Raw genomic sequence first — 19,280 nt, 5'->3', positions numbered from 1 at the left:
TTGCACGCCCACCTCCGTCATTCCGGCCTTGAGCCGGAATCCAGCCGACGCGTGTCTACGCGGCGAGAAACTCCCTTCAGCCCAAGGACTTGGGCTGGCTGGATTCCGGCTCAAGGCCGGAATGACGGAGGTGGGAAACATCGCGCGTCACCGCAAACACCGCGATTGCCGTATCAGATTACCTTTCTGTCGTGTACTGTGGCAAGGGTTTACGGGAAATACTCCAGGTCCATCCGTCGGCCTCGCATTCAGGGCCTCTCGCTGCCCTGACGCTTCTTTTTGCCCTTCGGACGAAAATCGACAAGAAGCGACTTCAGTTCGATATCGCGAACGCGCCTTGCCGCCTCATCCGGGCGCACCCATTCCAGCAGGCGTTCACCGCGTTCCTTGAAACTGGTTTCCGCCTCCGTCACCTCTATCTGGAATACATCGACCATGCAGGGTACGACATCGCCATTGTCGAGCATCTTGAGATAGGTATAGCGGCCAACCGCATTCTTTTTCACCCGGCCCCGCACGCCCGCCTCCTCCCACGCCTCGATTGCCGCCGCCTCGTGCGGCTTCTTGCGTTTCATCGGCCAGCCGCGCGGAATGATCCAGCGTCCGCTGGTACGAGACGTGACGAGGAGGATTTCAACATCCTCGCCATTGCCGGCATAACGGAAGCAAAGCGCGGCATATTGCTGCCGGAAAGCGCCGGTGAAGAGCTTTTCCGGAACTGCAGCAAGCTGCTGGAGCAACGTCAGTGCACGAGCCGGGCGGGTTTTCCGGCTTTTCTTGGTGGGTTTCATATCCGTTGATAGTGCTGATTTTCCGGGTTGCATCAATGCCCCGCGTGCATTTATGACAGTTTTATGACAATCACCCCCCACAACTAATAAAGCGCCATTGAGGGCCAATTCGCATGATGAGTATTTTTCGCAAGCTGATGCCGCGCGAGGACCGTTTCTTCGACATGTTCAGCAAACATTCCGAAACCGTCATCAAAGCGGCCGAGGCCCTTGACCAACTTTTGAGCGGCATCGACGTCGAGAAGAACTGCGACCTCATCGTCGCCCTTGAACACCAGGCGGACGACATCACCCGCGAGGTGCTGCTCGCCGTCAGGCGCAGCTTCATCACCCCCTTCGACCGCGGCGACATCAAGGATCTCATCCAGTCGATGGATGACGCCATCGACATGATGCACAAGACCGTCAAGACCATCCGTCTTTTCGAGCAAACGGAATTCGATCCGCTGATGAAGGAAATGGGGCATGAGATCGTGCGCGCAGCCGGCCTCATCGCGGAAGCCATTCCGCTTCTCAACAAGGTCGGCACGAATGCGCATCGCCTGTCATCCATTTCCGAAGAGGTGACCCGCGTTGAAGGCCGCTCCGACGAACTTCACGATCTGGGTCTCAAGGACCTCTTCCGCCGCCACGGCGCAAGCGGCAATGCCATGGCCTATATGATCGGCAGCGAGATCTACGGCGAACTCGAAAAGGTCGTCGACCGCTTCGAGGATGTGGCCAACGAGATCAGCGGCATCGTTATCGAGAACGTCTGATGGATGTCGCACTTGCCCTGCCGCTGCTAATCGGCCTTATCGCCATCGCGCTGTTCTTCGATTTTCTGAATGGTCTGCACGATGCCGCCAATTCCATCGCCACCATCGTCTCCACCCGTGTGCTGCGCCCGCAATATGCGGTCGCCTGGGCGGCCTTCTTCAACTTCATCGCCTTCCTGTTCTTCGGCCTGCATGTGGCCGAAACGCTCGGCACCGGCATCATCGATCCGGCCATCGTATCGCCGCAGGTGATCTTCGCGGCGCTGATCGGCGCCATCGTCTGGAACATCGTCACCTGGATTTTCGGCATTCCCTCCAGCTCGTCGCACGCGTTGATCGGCGGGCTCGTCGGTGCGGGATTTGCGAAGGTGGGTTTCAATTCCATCGTCTGGTCGGGCCTGCTGAAAACCGTGGGCGCCATCTTCATGTCGCCGGCCATCGGCTTCTTCCTCGCCCTGCTTCTGGTGCTCACCGTCTCCTGGCTGTTCGTGCGGCAGACGCCCTTTGCCGTGGACCGCACCTTCCGAGTGATGCAGTTCATCTCCGCCTCGCTTTATTCGCTGGGACACGGCGGCAACGATGCGCAGAAAACCATGGGCATCATTGCCGTGCTTCTCTTCAGCCAGGGACATCTAGGCGAGAGCTTCTACGTGCCCTTCTGGGTGGTGATTTCCTGCCAGTCGGCCATGGCGCTCGGCACGCTGTTCGGCGGCTGGCGCATCGTCCATACGATGGGATCGAAAATCACCAGGCTGAACCCGATGCAGGGTTTCTGCGCCGAAACCGGCGGTGCGTTGACGCTGTTCGGTGCGACATGGCTCGGCATTCCGGTCTCGACCACCCACACGATCACCGGCGCCATCGTCGGCGTCGGCGCTGCCCGCCGCGTCTCGGCGGTGCGCTGGGGCCTTGCCGGCAACATCGTCATCGCCTGGATCGTGACCATGCCGGCGGCTGCGCTGATCTCCGCCGCGGTTTACGGGCTGACGTCGCTGTTCGGGTGACGCTCCATCCCTGCCCCGATTTGCCGCTCCTCCCGGAACAAAAGCCACCCCGTGGCTGTTGTTCCGGGGGACCAATGCGGATCGCGGACATGGCACGACAGGTTTTCTGGAAGGGTTATCTCAAGCTGTCGCTGGTGACGGCCTCCGTCTCGCTGACGCCCGCGACGACGGAAGGCAACAAATACACCTTCCACATCCTCAATCGCAAAACCGGCAATCGCGTCGAAAGCCGTTATATCGACAGCATCACCCACCGACCGGTCGCCGCCAAAAACCAGGTAAAAGGTTTTCCCCGCGCCGAGGACGATTACATTATTCTGGAGGATGACGAGATCGATGCGGTAGCGCTGGAAAGCACCCGCACGATCGATATCAAGACCTTCGTGCCAAAAGGATCGATCGACTGGATCTGGTACGACCGTCCGCATTTTCTGCGCCCGGAAGACAAGATCGGCACCGAAGCCTTCAGCGTCATTCGCGAAGCCATGAAGGTGAACGATGTTTTCGGCATCGCGCGTCTGGTGATCTACCGTCGTGAAAGGGCTGTGCTCCTCGAACCGTCGGGGAAAGGCATCATCCTGTGGACGCTGCATTATGGCGAAGAGGTGCGCGAAAGCATCGACGCGCTGGAGCCGAAGATGAAAATCGGCCGGCCATTGCTCGACGCCATGGAAAAACGCATCGGCAAACAGGTGACGGGTTGGAAACCGGCTTTGGTGCAGGACCCCATTCAGAAGAAGATCAAGTCCCTGCTGAAGACCAAGGGCGACGAGGTCTCCTCCTCGAAAAAGAAAACCGGCACGAAGGCCCGCGCCGGGGGCAATGTCATCAACATCATGGACGCCCTGAAGAAAAGCCTTGCTTCCGAAAAGAGAAGCTGAGGCTCGATGCCTTCAGCGGGCCTTTTTTGGAAGCGGCTCGGCAGCAGCAAAAAATCCATCCCACGGGTCTTTTTTCAGCGCGGAAAGACGCGCGCCGATATTGTTGACGGTGAAATGGGCCGGGCCGATCTTGGCGGTGAGTTCCGACCATTCGAGCGGTGCTGAAATGGCGGCTCCCGGCCGGGCACGTGTCGAATAGGCAGCAACCGCCGTATTGCCCCTGCCATTGCGCAGATAGTCGATGAAAATGCGGCCCTGCCGTTTCGCCTTGGTGGCGACGGAGAGATATTTCTTCGGCTCGGCCTTCGACATATCCGCCGCCATGGCCTTGGCGAAGGCTTTTACCGGGGCCCAGCCCGCCTGTGGCTTCAAGGGTGCGACAACATGCAGGCCCTTGCCGCCGGAGGTCTTGACGAAAGCGGCAAGCCCGGCTTCTTCGAAACGCCGCTTCAGCTCCAGCGCCGCTTCGATCACCTCTTCCCACGCCACATCCTCGCCGGGGTCGATATCCATGGTGATCATGTCCGGCTTTTCCCAATTGGCGGTGGTCGCGCCCCATGGGTGGATTTCGAGCGCGGCGGATTGCACGAGCGCCATCAAGCCATCGAAATCGGTGATGCGGATCAGCGGTTCTCCGCCCTTGTCCTTGGGATCCTTGATTTGCTCGACGGCCTTGTTGATGCCGCGCCAGGCGTGTTTCTGAAAAAATCGCTGCCCCTCTATGTCTTCCGGGCAGCGCAACAATGCCAGCGGCCGGTTAACGACAAAGGGCGCCATGTGCCGCCAGACCTGCGCATAATAATCGGCAAGCCCCTCCTTCGTCACGCCGTCCCCCGGCCAATAAAGCCGGTCCGGATGGGTGAACTTGATCTTCGATTGCGGCGCCTGGGTATCGGACACGGCCTTCTCCTCGCGTTCGATTTCTGCTGCGGGCTTGTCTTCGCGCAACCCCCGGAAGGAGGCGTGACGCAGATTGCCATCTCCAGACCATGCACGAAACTCCACTTCCGCCACCAGTTCCGGCTTGACGAAGTGAAGATCGCGGCGGGCAAGCGCGGTAAGTTTGTCGCCGAACGGGCTTTCTTTGCGCTCAAGCGGCTTCAGCCGGCCAAGCAGCATCTCCGCCACTTCGCCCGTATAACCTGTCCCGACACGTCCGACATGGCGCAGCTTGCCATTTTCATAAGCGCCAAGCGCCAGCGATCCGATGGCATGGTCCGATGTCGAGGAGACGGTATAACCGCCGATGACGAATTCCTGTCGCATCGAGCATTTGGATTTTACCCATTCGCCCTTGCGGCCCGAAACATATTTGCTGTTCCTGACTTTGGAAATGACACCCTCGAGGCTGAGCCGACAGGCATGGTCCAGAACAAGCGCGCCGCTTTCCTCGAAATGCTGGCTGTAACGGAGATGAGGGTCACCCGCCGGCAGCAGCTTTTCGAGCAACGCCTTTCGCTCGCTCAATGCAGCACCGCGCAGATCGCTGCCATCGAGGTAAAGAAGGTCGAAGGCATAGAATACGAAGCGGTCGCTGCGCCCGTCGCTCAGATCCTGCTGCAAGGCGGAGAAATCGGAGGCGCCGTTATCCCGTTCGACGACGATTTCGCCATCGATTAACACCGTTTCCACCGGCAGCGCCCTGAGCGCTCCTGTCACGGCCCGGCCGAATTTCTCCGTCCAGTCCAGCCCGCTGCGGGTCAGCAATTGAATCTTGCCCCGATCGACGCGCGCCTGCAGACGATAGCCGTCGAATTTGATTTCATGCAGCCAGCGATCTCCGTTGGGCGGTTTCGGCTTGAGCGTGGCGAGCGCCGGCGGCACGAAAGATGGCATGGCCAGTTTGCGTGCGCCTTTAGGCAGCGCATGCGCCTGTTTCCTGCCGGAGGCGGAAGCCACGGTCTTTTTCGATACCGTTTTGGAGTTCCATGTATCCTTCGGTTTGGCTGCAACTTCCGCGACACTGCGCCCGGTCTTTACGGATTCCGGCCGTTCTTCGAGAATATCCGCGCCGCCCTTATGCCTCGCCTCCTCGTCATCGCCCTTGATAAGCAGCCAGTTCTCCCGGCTTTCTCCGGGCTTTCCGTGCATGCGTACCAGATGCCATCGGCCTTTGAGCTTTTCGCCGTCCAGTTCGAATTCCAGATGGCCTTTGCGATAACCTTTCCGGGCGTCGCCGATCGGCTGCCAGGTGCCGCGATCCCAGACGATCACGGTGCCGCCGCCATATTGTCCTTTCGGGATGACGCCCTCGAAATCGCCATAGCTGAGCGGATGGTCCTCGACATGCACGGCAAGGCGCTTGTCCTCGGGATCGAGGCTCGGGCCGCGCGTCACCGCCCAGCTTTTCAGCACACCGTCCATTTCCAGCCGAAAATCATAATGCAGACGGCGGGCATCGTGTTTCTGTATCACGAAGCTGGAGCCCTGCTGTTCGGCCGTCGTCCCTTTGGGCTCCGGCGTCTTGTCGAAACTGCGCTTGGCGTTATAGGTCTGCAATCCCATGGATCAGCTCGCTTTCCGCGGGGCCTTCCGGCCCCCTGCCGTCGCCCTTTTTCTGCTGCCCGCTTCGGCCCCGGCGCTGCGACGCAGGGCCTCCTTGAGATCAATGATATTGTCTTCCTTGCGCGGCGGCGGCTTGGCGATTTCCCGGCCTTCGATCTTGGCTTTCACGAGTTCTGCGAGTGCATCATTATACCGATCGCTATAGTCTGCCGGGTCAAATGTGCCCGCACGCTTTTCGATGATGTGACCGGCCAGCTCCAGCATTTCTTCATCGAACTCGATATCGGGGATCGACTTGAAGACGGATGTCTGCGAACGGACCTCGTAGCTGAAATTCAGCGTCGTAGCGACGAGAGCCTTACCGCTCGGACGGATCAGCAGGACACGGTTGCGGCGGAAAAGCACCGCTTCTCCGAGAGCTGCGACATTCTCGTCGTCCATTGCCCTGGCAAGAAGCGTCAGCGCCTCTTCGCCGTCCTCCCCGCTCGGCGCGAGATAATAGGACTTGTCGAAATAAAGCTTGTCGATCTCGTCACAGGGCAGGAAGTGCCTGATGCGGATGACCTTGTCGCTTTCCGGCATCAGCTTCGCAATCTCGTCTCCCTCGATGACGATATGGTCGCCATTGTCGAGTTCGTATCCCTTGACCTGATCTTCGCGAAGAACCGCCTCGCCGGTGTCGCTGTCGACATATTGCCGCTCGACGCGGTGGCCGGTCTTGCGGTTGACGATATTGAAGGAGATTTTCTCCGCCGAGGTCAGTGCGGAATAAAGGCCGACTTCGCAGTTGAAATCGGCAAACGCCAGATGGCCTCTCCAGCTCGCTCTCCGGTTCATGTCCGTCGTCCCTCGTCATCGCTGCGGGAGGACATGTCTCCGCGTCGGTCCTTGGCCAGAATGCGCTCGATAGCGGGCACATCCCCCTCCGCCAGAACCGGCACCGGGTCGGACGCCATGGCTTCCAGCACCTCCGGCGACAGCCCGCCATTGCGGATAACCCATTCCATGGCCTCACGGGTCTGACGCTCCGCTTTCAACTGCGCATAAAGCGCCAGTATCAGCCGGTCGCGAACATCGAAGCTCTTCAAACTTCTGTCTGCACGTTCTGCCTGCCGTTTCATCTCGAAATCCTCAAAGGCCCATCCGGCATTGGCGGACATCGCCTCAGGCAATGCCCCTGCCGCCGGTCACGCCATAAACCTCGCCATTGATGAAGCTCGCATCCTGCGATGCCAGCAGCACATAGACGGGCGCCAGTTCCACCGGCTGTCCCGGGCGGCCGAAATCGCTGTCCTTGCCGAAATTCTTCACCTTCTCGTCCGGCTGGCCGCCGCTCGGCTGAAGAACCGTCCAGAACGGGCCGGGAGCGACGGAATTGGCGCGCACACCCTTTTCGATAAGCTGCTTTGCAAGCGCTTTCGTATAAGCGACGATACCGGCTTTGGTGGTGGCGTAGTCCAGCAGGATGGCGGAGGGCTCATAGGCCTGTATCGACGCCGTGGTAATTACCGATGACCCCGGCTTGAGGTGAGGAACCGCCGCCTGCGCAATCCAGTGCAGGGCATAAAGATTGGTCTTCATGGTGCGGTCGAAATCGTCGGTCGACAGTTCCTCTATATCGTCGCGATATTGCTGCCTTGCCGCGTTGATGACCAGAATATCCAGCCCATCGAGATCACCGGCCGCTTTCTCGACCAGTTCGCGGCACCAGGCCTCGTCGGTAATATCGCCGGGCAGCGCGACCGCCACGCGGCCTTCCGCCTCAATGAGTGCCACGACTTCCTCCGCGTCGGATTCTTCTTCCGGAAGATAGGAGATCGCCACATCCGCGCCTTCCCTTGCAAAAGCGATGGCGACCGCACGGCCAATGCCTGAATCGCCGCCGGTTATCAACGCCTTGCGCCCTCCTAGCTTGCCGGTGCCGCGATAGGTCTTTTCACCATGGTCCGGGAAAGGCGTCATATTCTTCACCAGACCTGGCATTTCCTGGGTTGGGGTCGAAAAAGGCGGGCGCGGATACTGGCTGCGCGGGTCCTGTGGCTCGAGGCGGTCTGTCATCGCGGTCTCTCCCATAGATAGATGTCCATCCGTGGCGCATTCGCTGACCCAGCAGGCATATCGCCCGGTCGGGCTGACAGCGGCATGGACGCGCCACACGCTAACCTAACGATCTGCCTTGGCTCTCGTTCCATCGGAGATGGGAAAGGAGGGCGACGACACCATTGTGCCGCCGCATCTCTTATCAAACGGAATGTTTCTTCCGTGTGGTGGCGCTGACGACCTCAGCGGGCGCGACATCCGGTTTGCCGAAGAGATAACCCTGCGCCTGCGCGCAGCCCTCGTCGACCACCATGCGGTATTGCGCATCCGTTTCAATTCCCTCCGCCGTCACCGGCAGATCGAGGCTGCGGCCGAGGCCGATCACCGCGCGCACGATGGCGCGGGCATTGTCATCGTCGCTCATGGCGGCGATGAAGCTGCGGTCGATCTTGATCTTGTCGAAGGGGAAGCTCTGCAGGTTGCTGAGCGAGGAATAACCGGTGCCGAAATCGTCCATGACGATGGCGACGCCGAGCGCCTTCAACTGGTTGAGGATGATCAATGTCGCCCTTCGGTCCTTCAGAAGCGCGGCTTCGGTGATTTCCAGTTCCAGCCGGTTGGGCGAAAGTCCGGTCTGCATCAGCACGGTGCAGACGACATGACCGAGATTGGCCAGCGAAAACTGCAATGGCGAAACGTTCACCGCGATCTTCAGGTGCGGTGCCCAGCCGGCCGCCTGACGGCAGGCCTCGCGCAGCACCCATTCGCCGAGCGAGATGATGATACCGCTCTCTTCGGCAATCGGAATAAAAACATCCGGCGGCACCACGCCCCGTGTCGGGTGCTGCCAGCGCACCAGCGCCTCGTAACCCACGACCTGGCCGCATTCGACTGACAGCACCGGCTGATAATTCAACAGCAACTCGTTGCGATTGATGGCAAGCCGCAGATCCGTTTCGAGCTGGCGACGTTCGCGCGCCTCCTGATCCATCACCGGATCGTAGAAAGCCAATATGCCACGCCCGCCCATCTTGGCGCGGTAGAGCGCCAGATCGGCGGCGTGCATGATGCTTTCATCGTCCTTCCCGTCCCGCGGGAAGACGGCGATGCCTATGCTGACGCCAACGGAGGTCGGATCGTTGGCAACATTCATCTTCAGCGCAAACATGCCAAGGATCGTCTCGGCGAGCAGGCGCGCCTCTTCCGCCCTTGTATGCCGGGTAGTCAGGATGACGAATTCATCGCCGCCGAGACGGGCGACAACATCCCCTGCCCTTGCGCATTCATCGAGAATGGCGGCGACCTTTTTCAGAACGCGATCCCCCTCGGCATGGCCGAATATGTCGTTGACCGCCTTGAACCGGTCGAGGTCGAGCGCCAGCAGCGCGAATTCGTCCTCCTCGTCGCAATGCTCGATCTGCTGGTGAAGACGGGTTTGAAACATGGTGCGGTTGGAAAGGCCCGTCAGGACGTCGTGGCGGGCGAGATATTCGATTTCCCGCTGCGCTTCGCGCTTTTCCGTCAGGTCGCGAATGGCCATCACCTCGCAGGGGCGGCCGCGATATTCGATCGTTCGTACGCCGAGTTCGAATATCTGCGCCTGCCCGGCGCGCTCGTGCACCGCCTCCACCGGTGCATGGCGCGGCAGATAGGCGGGTTGTCCGTCGATGGCCTTGAAGAGATCGTCGGGGTTTTGTCCGACCAGCGACGCTTCTTCCCGGCCCAGAAGGCCGGCAAAACGGGTGTTAAGCTCCACGATCCGCCCATCGCGAACGACGGCGAGACCATCGAGCGTCGCATCCACAAGACCCTTGAGATCGACAAGGTAACGATCCACAAGAGCAGCCGCAGCAGTGGTGGACAGGATCAGGAACGTGACGCCGGAAATGGCGCAGATCATGATCAGCCGGGCGACATTGTCGGGATCAGGCCCGGATACGGAAGGATCCGGCGAAAGCACCGTGGCCGACATGGCCGTGAAATGCAGCGCGCAGATCGCGAAAATCGCCGATCCAGCCGGCGCGGCGATGCGCTGCCAGGAGCCGAGGCGGCGAAAAAGGAAAAAGGCCAGCAGAAAAAACGCCCAGGCAACCGCAAAACCACCCAGCACCGGCCCCCACCGATAGCTGATCGTGGCGGCGACATCCATTCCCGCCATGCCGACGAAATGCATGACAGCAACCGACAGCGTGACCAGCGTGCCGGCAATCGCAGGGCTGTAAGCGGCCTGCGAACGGCTGGTGAGCGCCAGCCAGAAACCGAAAACTGCAAGAACCGCCGAAAACGCCGTGAAGGCGAAATCATAACCGATCGGGACCGCGCCCTTATAGGCGAGCATGGCGACGAAATGCGTGGCCCAGACGCTGAGCCCTCCGGCAAAGGCGGCAACCAGCACCCAATAGGGCTTGCGGCCAGCCGGACTTTCCTCCGCACGCAATAAAAGATGAAAAAAAGCAAACATGCCAAGTAGGCAGATAACAGCCGCAAGAAGCACGACCGCCCGGTCGTGTTGTACGACAACGCATTCCAGAACCGTGAACATGACGCACTCTCCCAGCCTCTGAAGAACCGCTCACGGTGGCACTATGGGAGTGGTTTATTTATAAATCTCTAATGCAACTATTGATAAATGGAACGATCTGTCCTGCAACGTACAGAAAGGAACGGGCCGCACGCGGCAGCCCGTAAGCTTTTTCGCGCGCGGCCCGGCCGGGACTATAGGAAAAGCCGTTTATTTCCAGCTTCGATAATCGGCTGCGGTGCATCCGAAAGGCGCCGGGCCATCGGCGAAACGCTCCTGCAGACGGGCGCATCCCCACTCGTTAATTGCTGCGGGCATCATGTTGTTGAGGTCCATGCCGGGCGAGTTGAACTGCGACGGGGCGCTGGTGACGTACCACAGCCAGTAACCGATAACCGCGACGACGATGACGGCCACGATGGCAACGAAAGTCCCCAGTCTGCGCAGGAGGCTCGGCCCTTTCGCACTCGTCGCACCCGGAGCCGAGGCGCCCTCCGGTGTCTGGTTCGCAAGCATCGGGGCAAGCGATGCGAGAGCCTCCGCCCTTTCCTGCTCCGATAGCTCGATCCGCTCCAGCCGGTCGTCGAGCAGAACCGGCAGCGCGGTCTTGCCGTGCCAGACTGCCAGCGCAACATCGTGTTTTCCGTTATGGCCAACGACGACCGGGATTCGCCCCCTCTCCAGATGGGTGAAGGACTGCCGCTTGGTCTTGTCTTCTCTGACCGTATCGGCATAGGTGACAAAGAGACGGCTGCGTTTTTCGGCAACCGCCGTCAGCGCCACCGGAATGAGGGTCAACGGTGCGGGCTTGCGCAGCTCCAGGCGAACCCGCAGGACCCGGATAAGCGTGAACAGCATCGCCAAACTGCCGAAGCCGAGCAGGGCAACGAACACCCCAAGTGTGATGATGCGGTTCCAGAGCATGTCGAGGCCCAGCGAAATCGTTGCGAGCTCCGGGTTCTTCGCGGAGATGACCAGTCCGGTTTCATAATCGCCGGAATGGAAATCGACGAACATGACCTCGACATCCTTCTTGTAGCTCACGCCCGCATGGTCATAGGAAAGGTCCGCCTCACAGGTCGTGAAGATCGCCTTGCGCGTCTTGCAGCTACCGCTGATATCGCCGTTTTCAATCTCCAGCGGATCTTTGCTGATCTGATAGTCGCGCAATATGCCCGGACCTTCGGCGACGAGCATGACGGCCGTGATGACCAGAAGCACCGGAACGGAAAAATAATAGGCTGCCGGCACTGAAATGACGCCACGTTTGAGGCTCAGCGGCCGAGACGGAAGTTTTATCTGTGCAAGGTTCATGGTCATCAACGCATTCTTCGGGAGGTGGGTGAGCGGAGTTCACGACTCTCGCCCGATGGAAGGAATAGTCATCGGTCGGTCTAAACCGATGAAGTCCTTGAGAAAACCCCCTGAAATTACTGGATGGCGTGCGACAGCCACCTGCTGCGACTAGTTTCCTGTCCGCGAAGAGCCGGAGGAGCGTCATGGAGGACGCTTTCAGGGGTACGGACCTAACCGCCGATAAAAAAACGGGCGGTAAAACCGCCCGTCGCAGGTTCCAAAGACTATAGTTCGCCCTTAGTCCTTCGTGACCTTTTCCAGCCGGGTCGTCTGGCTGGGATGGCCCACATAATCCTTCACGCGCGCATTCAGCACGATCGGCTCGAACCTCTCGAACATCGGCAGCACCGCCGGCTTCTGGGCGACGAACATTTCCTGCATCTGGGTGTAGATTTCTCCGCGCTTCTTGGCGTCCGGCTCCAGCGAAGCCTTTGCCGTGAGCGCCGTCAGTTCCGGAATGTCCCAGGCCGAGCGCCAGACGAAATTGCCGGCGTTGTTGGCGGCCACCGAATTGTCGGGGTTGCTGGAGAATTGCTCCATCGAGCCCAGCACATTCGGCATATAGGCGCCGGTCTGCGGAATGAGCAGATCGAAATCCCGCGCGCGGTGGGCGGCAATCACGTCCGAACCGTTACCCTGCTGGATATTGACCTTGATGCCGATCTGGCTGAGTGAGGCCTGGATCGCGGTGGCGAGATCGATACGCGGCGTCTGCGCGATCGTCTTCAGATTAAGCGTGAAGCCGTTCTCATAACCGGCATCCTTGAGGAGCGCCTTCGCCTTCTCCACATCGAGCTTCCAGTCCGGGCTCGGAATGGCGTATTCGAAGTTTTCCGGCACCGGCACCGTGCGCGCCCGGCCATAGGGGCCCATGATAGTCTTTTCCATGCCCTTGTAGTCGATGCCATAGGCAATCGCTTCGCGGACCTTGGGGTTGGACAAAGGTTCCTTGCCGGCATTCATGGACAGGACGTAAAAGCCGCCCGTCGGCACGCGCTGGATCTGGAAGCCTTCCTTGTTGTTGAAGGTTGCAAGGTCGGCAGCCGTCAGCGCACTGGCGATGTCGATATCGCCACGCTCCAGCATCAGGCGCTCCACCTGGCTTTCCGGCACATGCCGCACGATGACGCGGCGCATTTTCGGGCTGCCGGCCACATAATTCTTGTTGGCCTCGAGAATAATGATCTCATTCGGTGACCAGCGATTGAGCGTAAAGGGACCGGAACCGGCGGAATTGGTTCTCAGCCAGCCATTGCCCCAGTCGCCATTGCTTTCATGCGACTTGAGTTCCTTGCTGTCGACGACGCTGGCGATGACCATGGCCAAACGGTAAAGAAGCAGCTCGGACGTCGTTTCGCCGGAAAGATCGATGCGTACCGTTTTTTCATCCGGCGCGCTCACCAGCTTGTCGACGTTATCGGCATTATAACCAACGCGCTTGAGGTTGGCTGCGGCCGCCTGGTTCATCTTCAACAGCCGGCTGAGCGAATAGACGACATCTGCCGAGGTTACCGGATTGCCCGAGGCGAAATTGGCCTCGCGAAGATGGAAGGTGATGCCCTTGTCATCTATCTCCCAGCGCTCGGCAAGCTGCGGTGAAACCTTGCCCGAACCATCGACCGAAATAAGACGGTCATAGAGGTTGGACATGATTTCGTTGGCTTTTCCTTCGGTGGCCTGATGCGGATCAAGCGACAGCACCTGAGCCAGCGAGGTTCCGATGACAAGCTGGTCATTCGGTGTTTTGGCCACGGCTGGCGCTGCCTGCACCAGCATGGCGCCAAGGGCCGTGGTGAGTGCGAGACGGATCAATGATTTTCTCATACCTGCTCCTCCTACAGATCGGTAATTCACGTTTGGGAAAAAGCCCGCGACGCAGCGGGGCGTCGCGGGCCAGAACGGTCAAAGATGTTTGTTATCAAGCGCTTCTATCAAGGCGGCGATGTAGCCGTAGCAGAAGGCGAAAGCGACACCGACGGCATCGCGCCCGGCAATCGTCGGCACATGGTCTGGCATGATCATGTAGCGATAACCGAGTTCGTGATAGAGTTTCAGCGAACGCACCATGTCCATGTCGCCCTCATCGGGGAACGTCTCCATGAAGGAGAGTTTGCCGCCGCTGATATTGCGGAAGTGGACATTGAAGATCTTGTCGCGGCTGCCGAACCACCTGATGATGTCGTCGATTTCCTCGCGCGGATTGTCGAGCATCTCGCCGATCGACCCCTGGCAGAAATTCAGGCCATGATAGGGGCTCTCGCGCATCTGCACGAATTTCTTCAGCCCGTCGACCGTGCCGAGAACACGGGTAACGCCCCGGTAGCCCGGCGGCGTATAGGGATCATGCGGATGGCATGCCAGGCGCACGCGGTTGCTTTCGGCAACCGGCACTACACGCTCGAGGAAATAGTCGATGCGTTCCCAGTTCTCGTCTTCGGAAAGAACGCCCGCGAGACCCGGTGCCGCATCATGGTCCGCCTTGTCCCAGCGCCAGGCCTCATTGAGCGAGCCGCCACGGCCGCGCTCCATTTCGGTGCGCGGAATGCCGATGAGGTTGAGATTGTATTTCGCAGCAGGGATTCCGGCCCTGGCGATATTCTCTATCATTGTGCAGACGGCATCGATCTGCCGGTCGCGATCAGGGCCGGCAAGCAGGATATCGGGATACGACGCCTGTTCGATGGGCCGCGACGGCAGCGGCAATTGCACCATGTCGAGAACAAGGCCAAAGCTTTCGACCTTGTCACGGTGGCGCTCAAAGTCCTCGAAAGTCCAGCTCGCGGGCTTTCCGGGCGGATCCGCGTTGATATTTTTGACGCCGAGCTGCGCCCAAACCTTAAAATCCTCGTCATCGCGCGCAGCAACCTGGGTGCCGACATACATCGATTCTCTCCTCTCTCCATGCAAGTCATCATATGACATCGCATGAAATAAGATGAGTGTCGAGATGCTATTGCGCTTCTGACAGCAACCTGTATCGGCGCTGGCTCGCAAGCATATGTTCGCGCATGGCTTTTCGTGCCGCTTCCGGATCCTGCTCGACGATGGCGCGCAGAATTGCCTCGTGCTCGGCCTGCACTTTGCGAAGATAATTCGCATCGCCGGTTTCCGGCAGCGTCGGGAACTGCCCGCGCGGTATGGAGCGCGAGCCGAACTGACGCAGAGCCTCCAGATAAAAGCGGTTATTCGTGGCGATCGCGATGGCCGTGTGAAACTCGTAATCGGCATCGACGGTGGTTTCACGCGCATCGATGGCGCGGGCCATTTTCCGATGCGCCGCAGAGATTGCGGCCTCCTGCTGGGCGGTGCGGCGATAGGCGGCGATTGCCGCCGCCTCCCCTTCCGTCGCAAGCCGGAACTCCAGCATTTCCAGCGTTTCGGCAATGGTTCCGACTTCGGATTGCGTCAGTTTCACGCCGGCCCATTCGCTGGCATTGCTGACGAAAACACCCTTGCCCTGGATGGGAACGACATAGCCGGCGGAACGCAAATCCGCGATCGCCTCGCGAACCACGGTGCGGCTCACGCCGTAGCTGCGTTCAAGCTCCGGTTCGGTGGGAAGTTGATCACCGTTTTTCAGTTTTCCACTGCGAATTTCTGCGCTGAGATTATCGATGATCTGTTGTGCCCGCCTCTCCCGCGGCCTTGCTTTGTCGCCCATCATGCCACTCTTCCCTCTTGCAGAATGCGAATCCCTTCGCTACTCATATTATGACATAGCCGCACATCATATGTTTTCATGTTAGCTCAGGGAGGAGTTGGGATGAAGTACCATCAAGAGTTTTTGCAAAGAAGAATTGCGCGTCTGCCGCGAGCAGCGCGCAAGGCCTCGGCCGCTGACGGCGTTCTCACAGGGAAGTGCGGCCAGCAATGACGGAAATCTCACTGCGCGGGCTTGGACATCGTTTTCTGCAACTGATCGTCAGCCTTTTCATCCTGCTCTGCATCACCTTCATCATCGGCCGGGTTATGCCGAGTGATCCGGTCGGGGCAATCGTCGGTGAACTTGCCGATCCCAAGGCCTATGAGGCCATGCGAGCGCGGCTGGGGCTCGACCTGCCGCTTTACCAGCAATTCTTCATCTATCTGCGCGGGCTGCTGCATGGCGATTTCGGCATTGCAATCCTGACCGGCAACCCCGTTACCCGCGATCTGGCGCAGGCTTTCCCCGCCACTTTCGAACTCGCCACGCTGGCGATCATCATCTCGACGGTCGTCGGCGTCCCACTAGGTCTCGCCGCCGCCCTCTTCCGCGACACCTTCATCGACAAGTTCGCGCGCGTGTTTGCGCTGGTGGGACATTCGATACCGGTCTTCTGGTTCGGCATCGTCGGGCTGGTGATTTTCTACGCGAATCTCAACCTTGTCGCCGGCCCCGGCCGGGTCGATGTCTTTTACGAAGGTCTCGTTGAGCCTAAGACGGGATTGATGCTCGTCGACACCCTCCTTGCGGGCGAGACGGAAATCTTCTGGAACGCGCTTGGACACATCATCCTGCCGGCGATCATCCTCGCCTATATGGCCATGGCCTATATTACCCGCATGACGAGGGCCTTCACCCTCGAACAGCTCAGCCAGGATTATGTCATCGCGGCGCGGGCCAAGGGTGTCAGCCCCGCGCGCACCATCACCCGCCATGTGCTGCCCAACATCGCCGTGCAGCTCATCACCGTTCTGGCGATCTCCTATGGCAACCTGCTGGAAGGCGCCGTGGTCACGGAGATCGTCTTCTCCTGGCCAGGCATCGGCCAATATATGACGAATGCACTGCTCATCGGCGACATGAATGCGATTCTGGCCGCCACAATCGTCATCGGCTTCATTTTCATGTTGCTCAACTTCCTCGCCGATCTGGCCTACACCACGCTCGATCCCCGTACACGGGAGGCCGCACGATGACCGATATCGCGCACAACAATACCGTTGATCGTCCCAGCGCCCTGTCGCGCATCTCGACTACCACCGCGCGGACACTTCGAAAGCTCGCGGACGAACCGCTTGGAATGTTCGGCTTTGCCATTCTGGCCATTCTGGTTCTGGTCGCCATTTTCGCACCGCTCATTGCGCCTTACGATCCTGCGCGCCAGGCTCTGGAAAACGCGCTTCAGCCTCCCAGCTGGGCGCATCTCGCCGGAACCGACGAATTCGGCCGCGACATTTTCAGCCGCCTCGTATACGGCACCCGCATCACCATCCAGACCGTACTGTCGGTCTCGGTCATCGTCGGTCCTATCGGCCTTGCCATTGGCGTGATGGCCGGTTTCTTCGGCGGACGAACCGACGCGATCCTGATGCGCGCGACCGATATCGTCCTGTCCTTCCCCTCGCTCGTGCTGGCGCTTGCCTTTGCGGCCGCCATGGGCGCCGGCCTCGGTACGGCGATCATCGCGATCTCGCTGACGGCATGGCCGCCGATTGCGCGTCTTGCCCGTGCGGAAGCGCTTGTCGTGCGCAATACAGACTACGTCGCCGCCGCCCGTCTCTATGGCGCCTCGCCGCTGCGCATCCTGTTTCTGTACATTGCGCCGATGTGCATTCCCTCGGTCATCGTTCGCCTGACGCTGAACATGGCCGGCATCATCCTGACGGCCGCTTCACTCGGCTTCCTTGGTCTCGGAGCCCAGCCGCCGCTGCCGGAATGGGGCGCGATGATCTCCAGCGGCCGCAAGTTCATGCTCGACTACTGGTGGGTCGCCGTCATGCCCGGTATCGCCATCCTGCTGACGAGCCTTGCCTTCAACATCGCCGGCGATACGCTGCGCGACCTTCTGGATCCGCGTCATGCCCGTTCCTGATAGCTCCCCCATCCTTTCGGTCCGCGACCTCAATGTCCGTTTCGGCCGCAACACCATCCCGGCCGTGTCCAACGTCAATTTCGACGTCGGGCGCGAAAGGGTCGGCATCGTCGGTGAGTCCGGCTCGGGAAAATCCACCACCGGCCGGGCCGCCATGCGGCTCCTGCCGAAAAGCGCCACGGTGACAGCGGAGCGGATGGATTTCCTGTCCGAGCCGCTGCTCGAAAAATCCGAGCGGCAGATGGGCGCGATCCGCGGCAGCGAGATGGCGCTTATCATGCAGGACCCGCGTTATTCGCTGAACCCGGTGCTGCCCATCGGAAAGCAGGTGGCGGAGGCCGCCGAACTGCATCTGGCGCTGACCGGAAAGGCGGCCAGGAATGCAGCACGCGACATGTTGCTGCGCGTGCGCATCAACGATCCCGACCGCGTGATGGCGCTTTATCCGCACCAGATATCGGGCGGCATGGGCCAGCGCGTGATGATCGCCATGATGCTGCTCGCAAAGCCCAAGCTGGTCATTGCCGACGAACCGACCTCGGCCCTCGATGTCAGCGTTCGCAAGGATGTGCTTTTGCTTCTGGACGAGATGGTGCGGGAGAATAATTCCGGCCTGATCCTCATCAGCCATGACATCCGCATGGTCGCGGCCTTCTGCGAGCGCGTGCTGGTCATGTATGGCGGGCGCGTCGTGGAAACGCTGACGAAGCTGGAGGATGCGCAACATCCCTATACGCGGGGCCTGATCGCGGCGATGCCCGATCCCCGCAATCCGGTGCGGCGTCTTAAGGTGCTGGACCGTCAGGCCATCGATGCGGAGGTGATGCGATGATCACGGTAGACAAGCTCGACGTCGTCTATGGCGCAAAGGAAAACCGCAATCACGTCGTGCGCGGCGTCAGCCTCACGGTCAACAGGGGTGAAACGCTCGGCATCGTCGGCGAAAGCGGCTGCGGCAAGTCGACCTTGTTGCGGTCGCTGGCGGGGCTGGAGGCCGGCTGGACCGGCTCCATCAGCTTTAACGGTAAACCGGTCGGCAAGACCCGCAGTCGCGACGAACTGAAACTGGCGCAGATGGTGTTTCAGGACCCCTACGGTTCGCTGCACCCGCGCCACCGCATCGGCCGGGCTCTCGCCGAACCGATCCGCGCCATGGGACTTGGCGATGGCTGGTCGAAAGTGCCTGCCGCCCTGCAACAGGTGGGCTTGCCCGCACATTTCGCCGAGCGCTTCCCGCATGAACTTTCCGGCGGCCAGCGCCAGCGCGTGGCAATCGCCCGCGCGCTGATCCTCGAACCGCCGATCCTGCTGCTCGACGAGCCGACATCCGCGCTCGACGTCTCCATCCAGGCGGAAATCCTGAACCTGCTTGCCGACCAGCGCGAAGAACGCGACCTCACCTTCGTTCTCGTCAGCCACGACCTCGCGGTCATCGCCCATATGTGCGACCGGGTGCTGGTCATGCAGAACGGCGATTTTGTCGATGAGCTGACCAAGGCCGATCTTGAAGCAGGCGTTACCCATTCGGCCTATTCAGGCGAGCTGTTCGAAAGCAGTTTCCTGTAACGATCACCGCCCGACGGCAACACCGGGCGGCCCATCCACGGCCGCCCCGCCTTCTCCCGTGGC

At 60.1% G+C, this 19,280-nt stretch carries 17 protein-coding genes; 7 read left to right on the top strand and 10 right to left on the bottom strand.

The window, feature by feature from the left end:
• Positions 1–248 precede the first annotated feature (248 nt).
• Positions 249–791, bottom strand: a complete 543-nt coding sequence (locus ACQZ40_RS08015; protein ID WP_059758602.1) for an NUDIX hydrolase — start codon at positions 789–791, stop codon at positions 249–251.
• A gap of 113 nt (positions 792–904) precedes the next feature.
• On the opposite strand from ACQZ40_RS08015, the gene ACQZ40_RS08010 reads away from it, so the two are divergent.
• From ACQZ40_RS08010 to ku (ACQZ40_RS08000), 3 genes are all read left to right on the top strand, one after another.
• Complete coding sequence (locus tag ACQZ40_RS08010; RefSeq protein WP_080858014.1) at positions 905–1,549, top strand: DUF47 domain-containing protein; 645 nt, start codon at positions 905–907, stop codon at positions 1,547–1,549.
• The gene (locus tag ACQZ40_RS08005; protein WP_003521775.1) at positions 1,549–2,553 is read left to right on the top strand and encodes an inorganic phosphate transporter; all 1,005 of its coding nucleotides are present in this window, start codon (positions 1,549–1,551) and stop codon (positions 2,551–2,553) included. Before ACQZ40_RS08010 ends, ACQZ40_RS08005 begins: the two co-directional genes overlap by 1 nt.
• 89 nt (positions 2,554–2,642) lie before the next feature.
• The gene (gene ku, locus ACQZ40_RS08000) at positions 2,643–3,434 is read left to right on the top strand and encodes a non-homologous end joining protein Ku (protein ID WP_448747726.1); all 792 of its coding nucleotides are present in this window, start codon (positions 2,643–2,645) and stop codon (positions 3,432–3,434) included.
• A 12-nt stretch (positions 3,435–3,446) separates the two neighbouring features.
• Here ku (ACQZ40_RS08000) and ligD read toward each other — a convergent pair whose 3' ends face one another.
• From ligD to ACQZ40_RS07955, 9 genes are all read right to left on the bottom strand, one after another.
• Entirely contained in the window at positions 3,447–5,939 is a 2,493-nt protein-coding gene (gene ligD / locus ACQZ40_RS07995; protein ID WP_448747725.1) for a DNA ligase D, read from the bottom strand.
• Between the two features lie 3 nt (positions 5,940–5,942).
• Entirely contained in the window at positions 5,943–6,776 is an 834-nt protein-coding gene (gene ku / locus ACQZ40_RS07990) for a non-homologous end joining protein Ku (protein ID WP_448747724.1), read from the bottom strand.
• Complete coding sequence (locus tag ACQZ40_RS07985) at positions 6,773–7,060, bottom strand: hypothetical protein (protein WP_220317839.1); 288 nt, start codon at positions 7,058–7,060, stop codon at positions 6,773–6,775. The genes ku (ACQZ40_RS07990) and ACQZ40_RS07985 overlap by 4 nt, the downstream gene beginning before the upstream one ends.
• Positions 7,061–7,103: 43 nt before the next feature.
• The gene (locus tag ACQZ40_RS07980; protein WP_448747723.1) at positions 7,104–7,997 is read right to left on the bottom strand and encodes an SDR family oxidoreductase; all 894 of its coding nucleotides are present in this window, start codon (positions 7,995–7,997) and stop codon (positions 7,104–7,106) included.
• A gap of 184 nt (positions 7,998–8,181) precedes the next feature.
• Positions 8,182–10,521: a bifunctional diguanylate cyclase/phosphodiesterase gene (locus tag ACQZ40_RS07975; protein WP_338808851.1), complete on the bottom strand. Its 2,340-nt coding sequence runs from the start codon at positions 10,519–10,521 to the stop codon at positions 8,182–8,184.
• Positions 10,522–10,710: 189 nt separating this feature from the next.
• Complete coding sequence (locus tag ACQZ40_RS07970; RefSeq protein WP_448747751.1) at positions 10,711–11,814, bottom strand: hypothetical protein; 1,104 nt, start codon at positions 11,812–11,814, stop codon at positions 10,711–10,713.
• A gap of 279 nt (positions 11,815–12,093) precedes the next feature.
• Complete coding sequence (locus ACQZ40_RS07965) at positions 12,094–13,632, bottom strand: ABC transporter substrate-binding protein (RefSeq protein ID WP_448747750.1); 1,539 nt, start codon at positions 13,630–13,632, stop codon at positions 12,094–12,096.
• A 126-nt stretch (positions 13,633–13,758) separates the two neighbouring features.
• Positions 13,759–14,739, bottom strand: a complete 981-nt coding sequence (locus ACQZ40_RS07960) for a mannonate dehydratase (protein ID WP_080858007.1) — start codon at positions 14,737–14,739, stop codon at positions 13,759–13,761.
• A 67-nt stretch (positions 14,740–14,806) separates the two neighbouring features.
• Positions 14,807–15,520 carry a FadR/GntR family transcriptional regulator gene (locus ACQZ40_RS07955; RefSeq protein ID WP_003521787.1) on the bottom strand — a complete coding sequence of 238 codons (714 nt, stop codon included), beginning with the start codon at positions 15,518–15,520 and terminating at the stop codon, positions 14,807–14,809.
• Positions 15,521–15,726: 206 nt separating this feature from the next.
• Here ACQZ40_RS07955 and ACQZ40_RS07950 point away from each other — a divergent pair, with 206 nt between their 5' ends.
• From ACQZ40_RS07950 to ACQZ40_RS07935, 4 genes are read left to right on the top strand one after another with little or no spacing between them, the layout of a single operon-like run.
• Entirely contained in the window at positions 15,727–16,755 is a 1,029-nt protein-coding gene (locus ACQZ40_RS07950) for an ABC transporter permease (protein ID WP_003521789.1), read from the top strand.
• Positions 16,752–17,651 carry an ABC transporter permease gene (locus ACQZ40_RS07945; RefSeq protein ID WP_080818987.1) on the top strand — a complete coding sequence of 300 codons (900 nt, stop codon included), beginning with the start codon at positions 16,752–16,754 and terminating at the stop codon, positions 17,649–17,651. Before ACQZ40_RS07950 ends, ACQZ40_RS07945 begins: the two co-directional genes overlap by 4 nt.
• Positions 17,638–18,483 (top strand): ABC transporter ATP-binding protein, encoded by an 846-nt coding sequence (locus ACQZ40_RS07940; RefSeq protein WP_448747722.1) that lies wholly within the window; start codon positions 17,638–17,640, stop codon positions 18,481–18,483. The genes ACQZ40_RS07945 and ACQZ40_RS07940 overlap by 14 nt, the downstream gene beginning before the upstream one ends.
• Positions 18,480–19,217 (top strand): ABC transporter ATP-binding protein, encoded by a 738-nt coding sequence (locus ACQZ40_RS07935; RefSeq protein WP_020809290.1) that lies wholly within the window; start codon positions 18,480–18,482, stop codon positions 19,215–19,217. The genes ACQZ40_RS07940 and ACQZ40_RS07935 overlap by 4 nt, the downstream gene beginning before the upstream one ends.
• Positions 19,218–19,280: the final 63 nt, after the last annotated feature.

The organism is Agrobacterium sp. 16-172Ci, assembly GCF_053522725.1.
The sequence above is the reverse complement of the archived record's forward strand: the minus strand, read 5'-3'. Positions and strand labels throughout refer to the sequence as shown.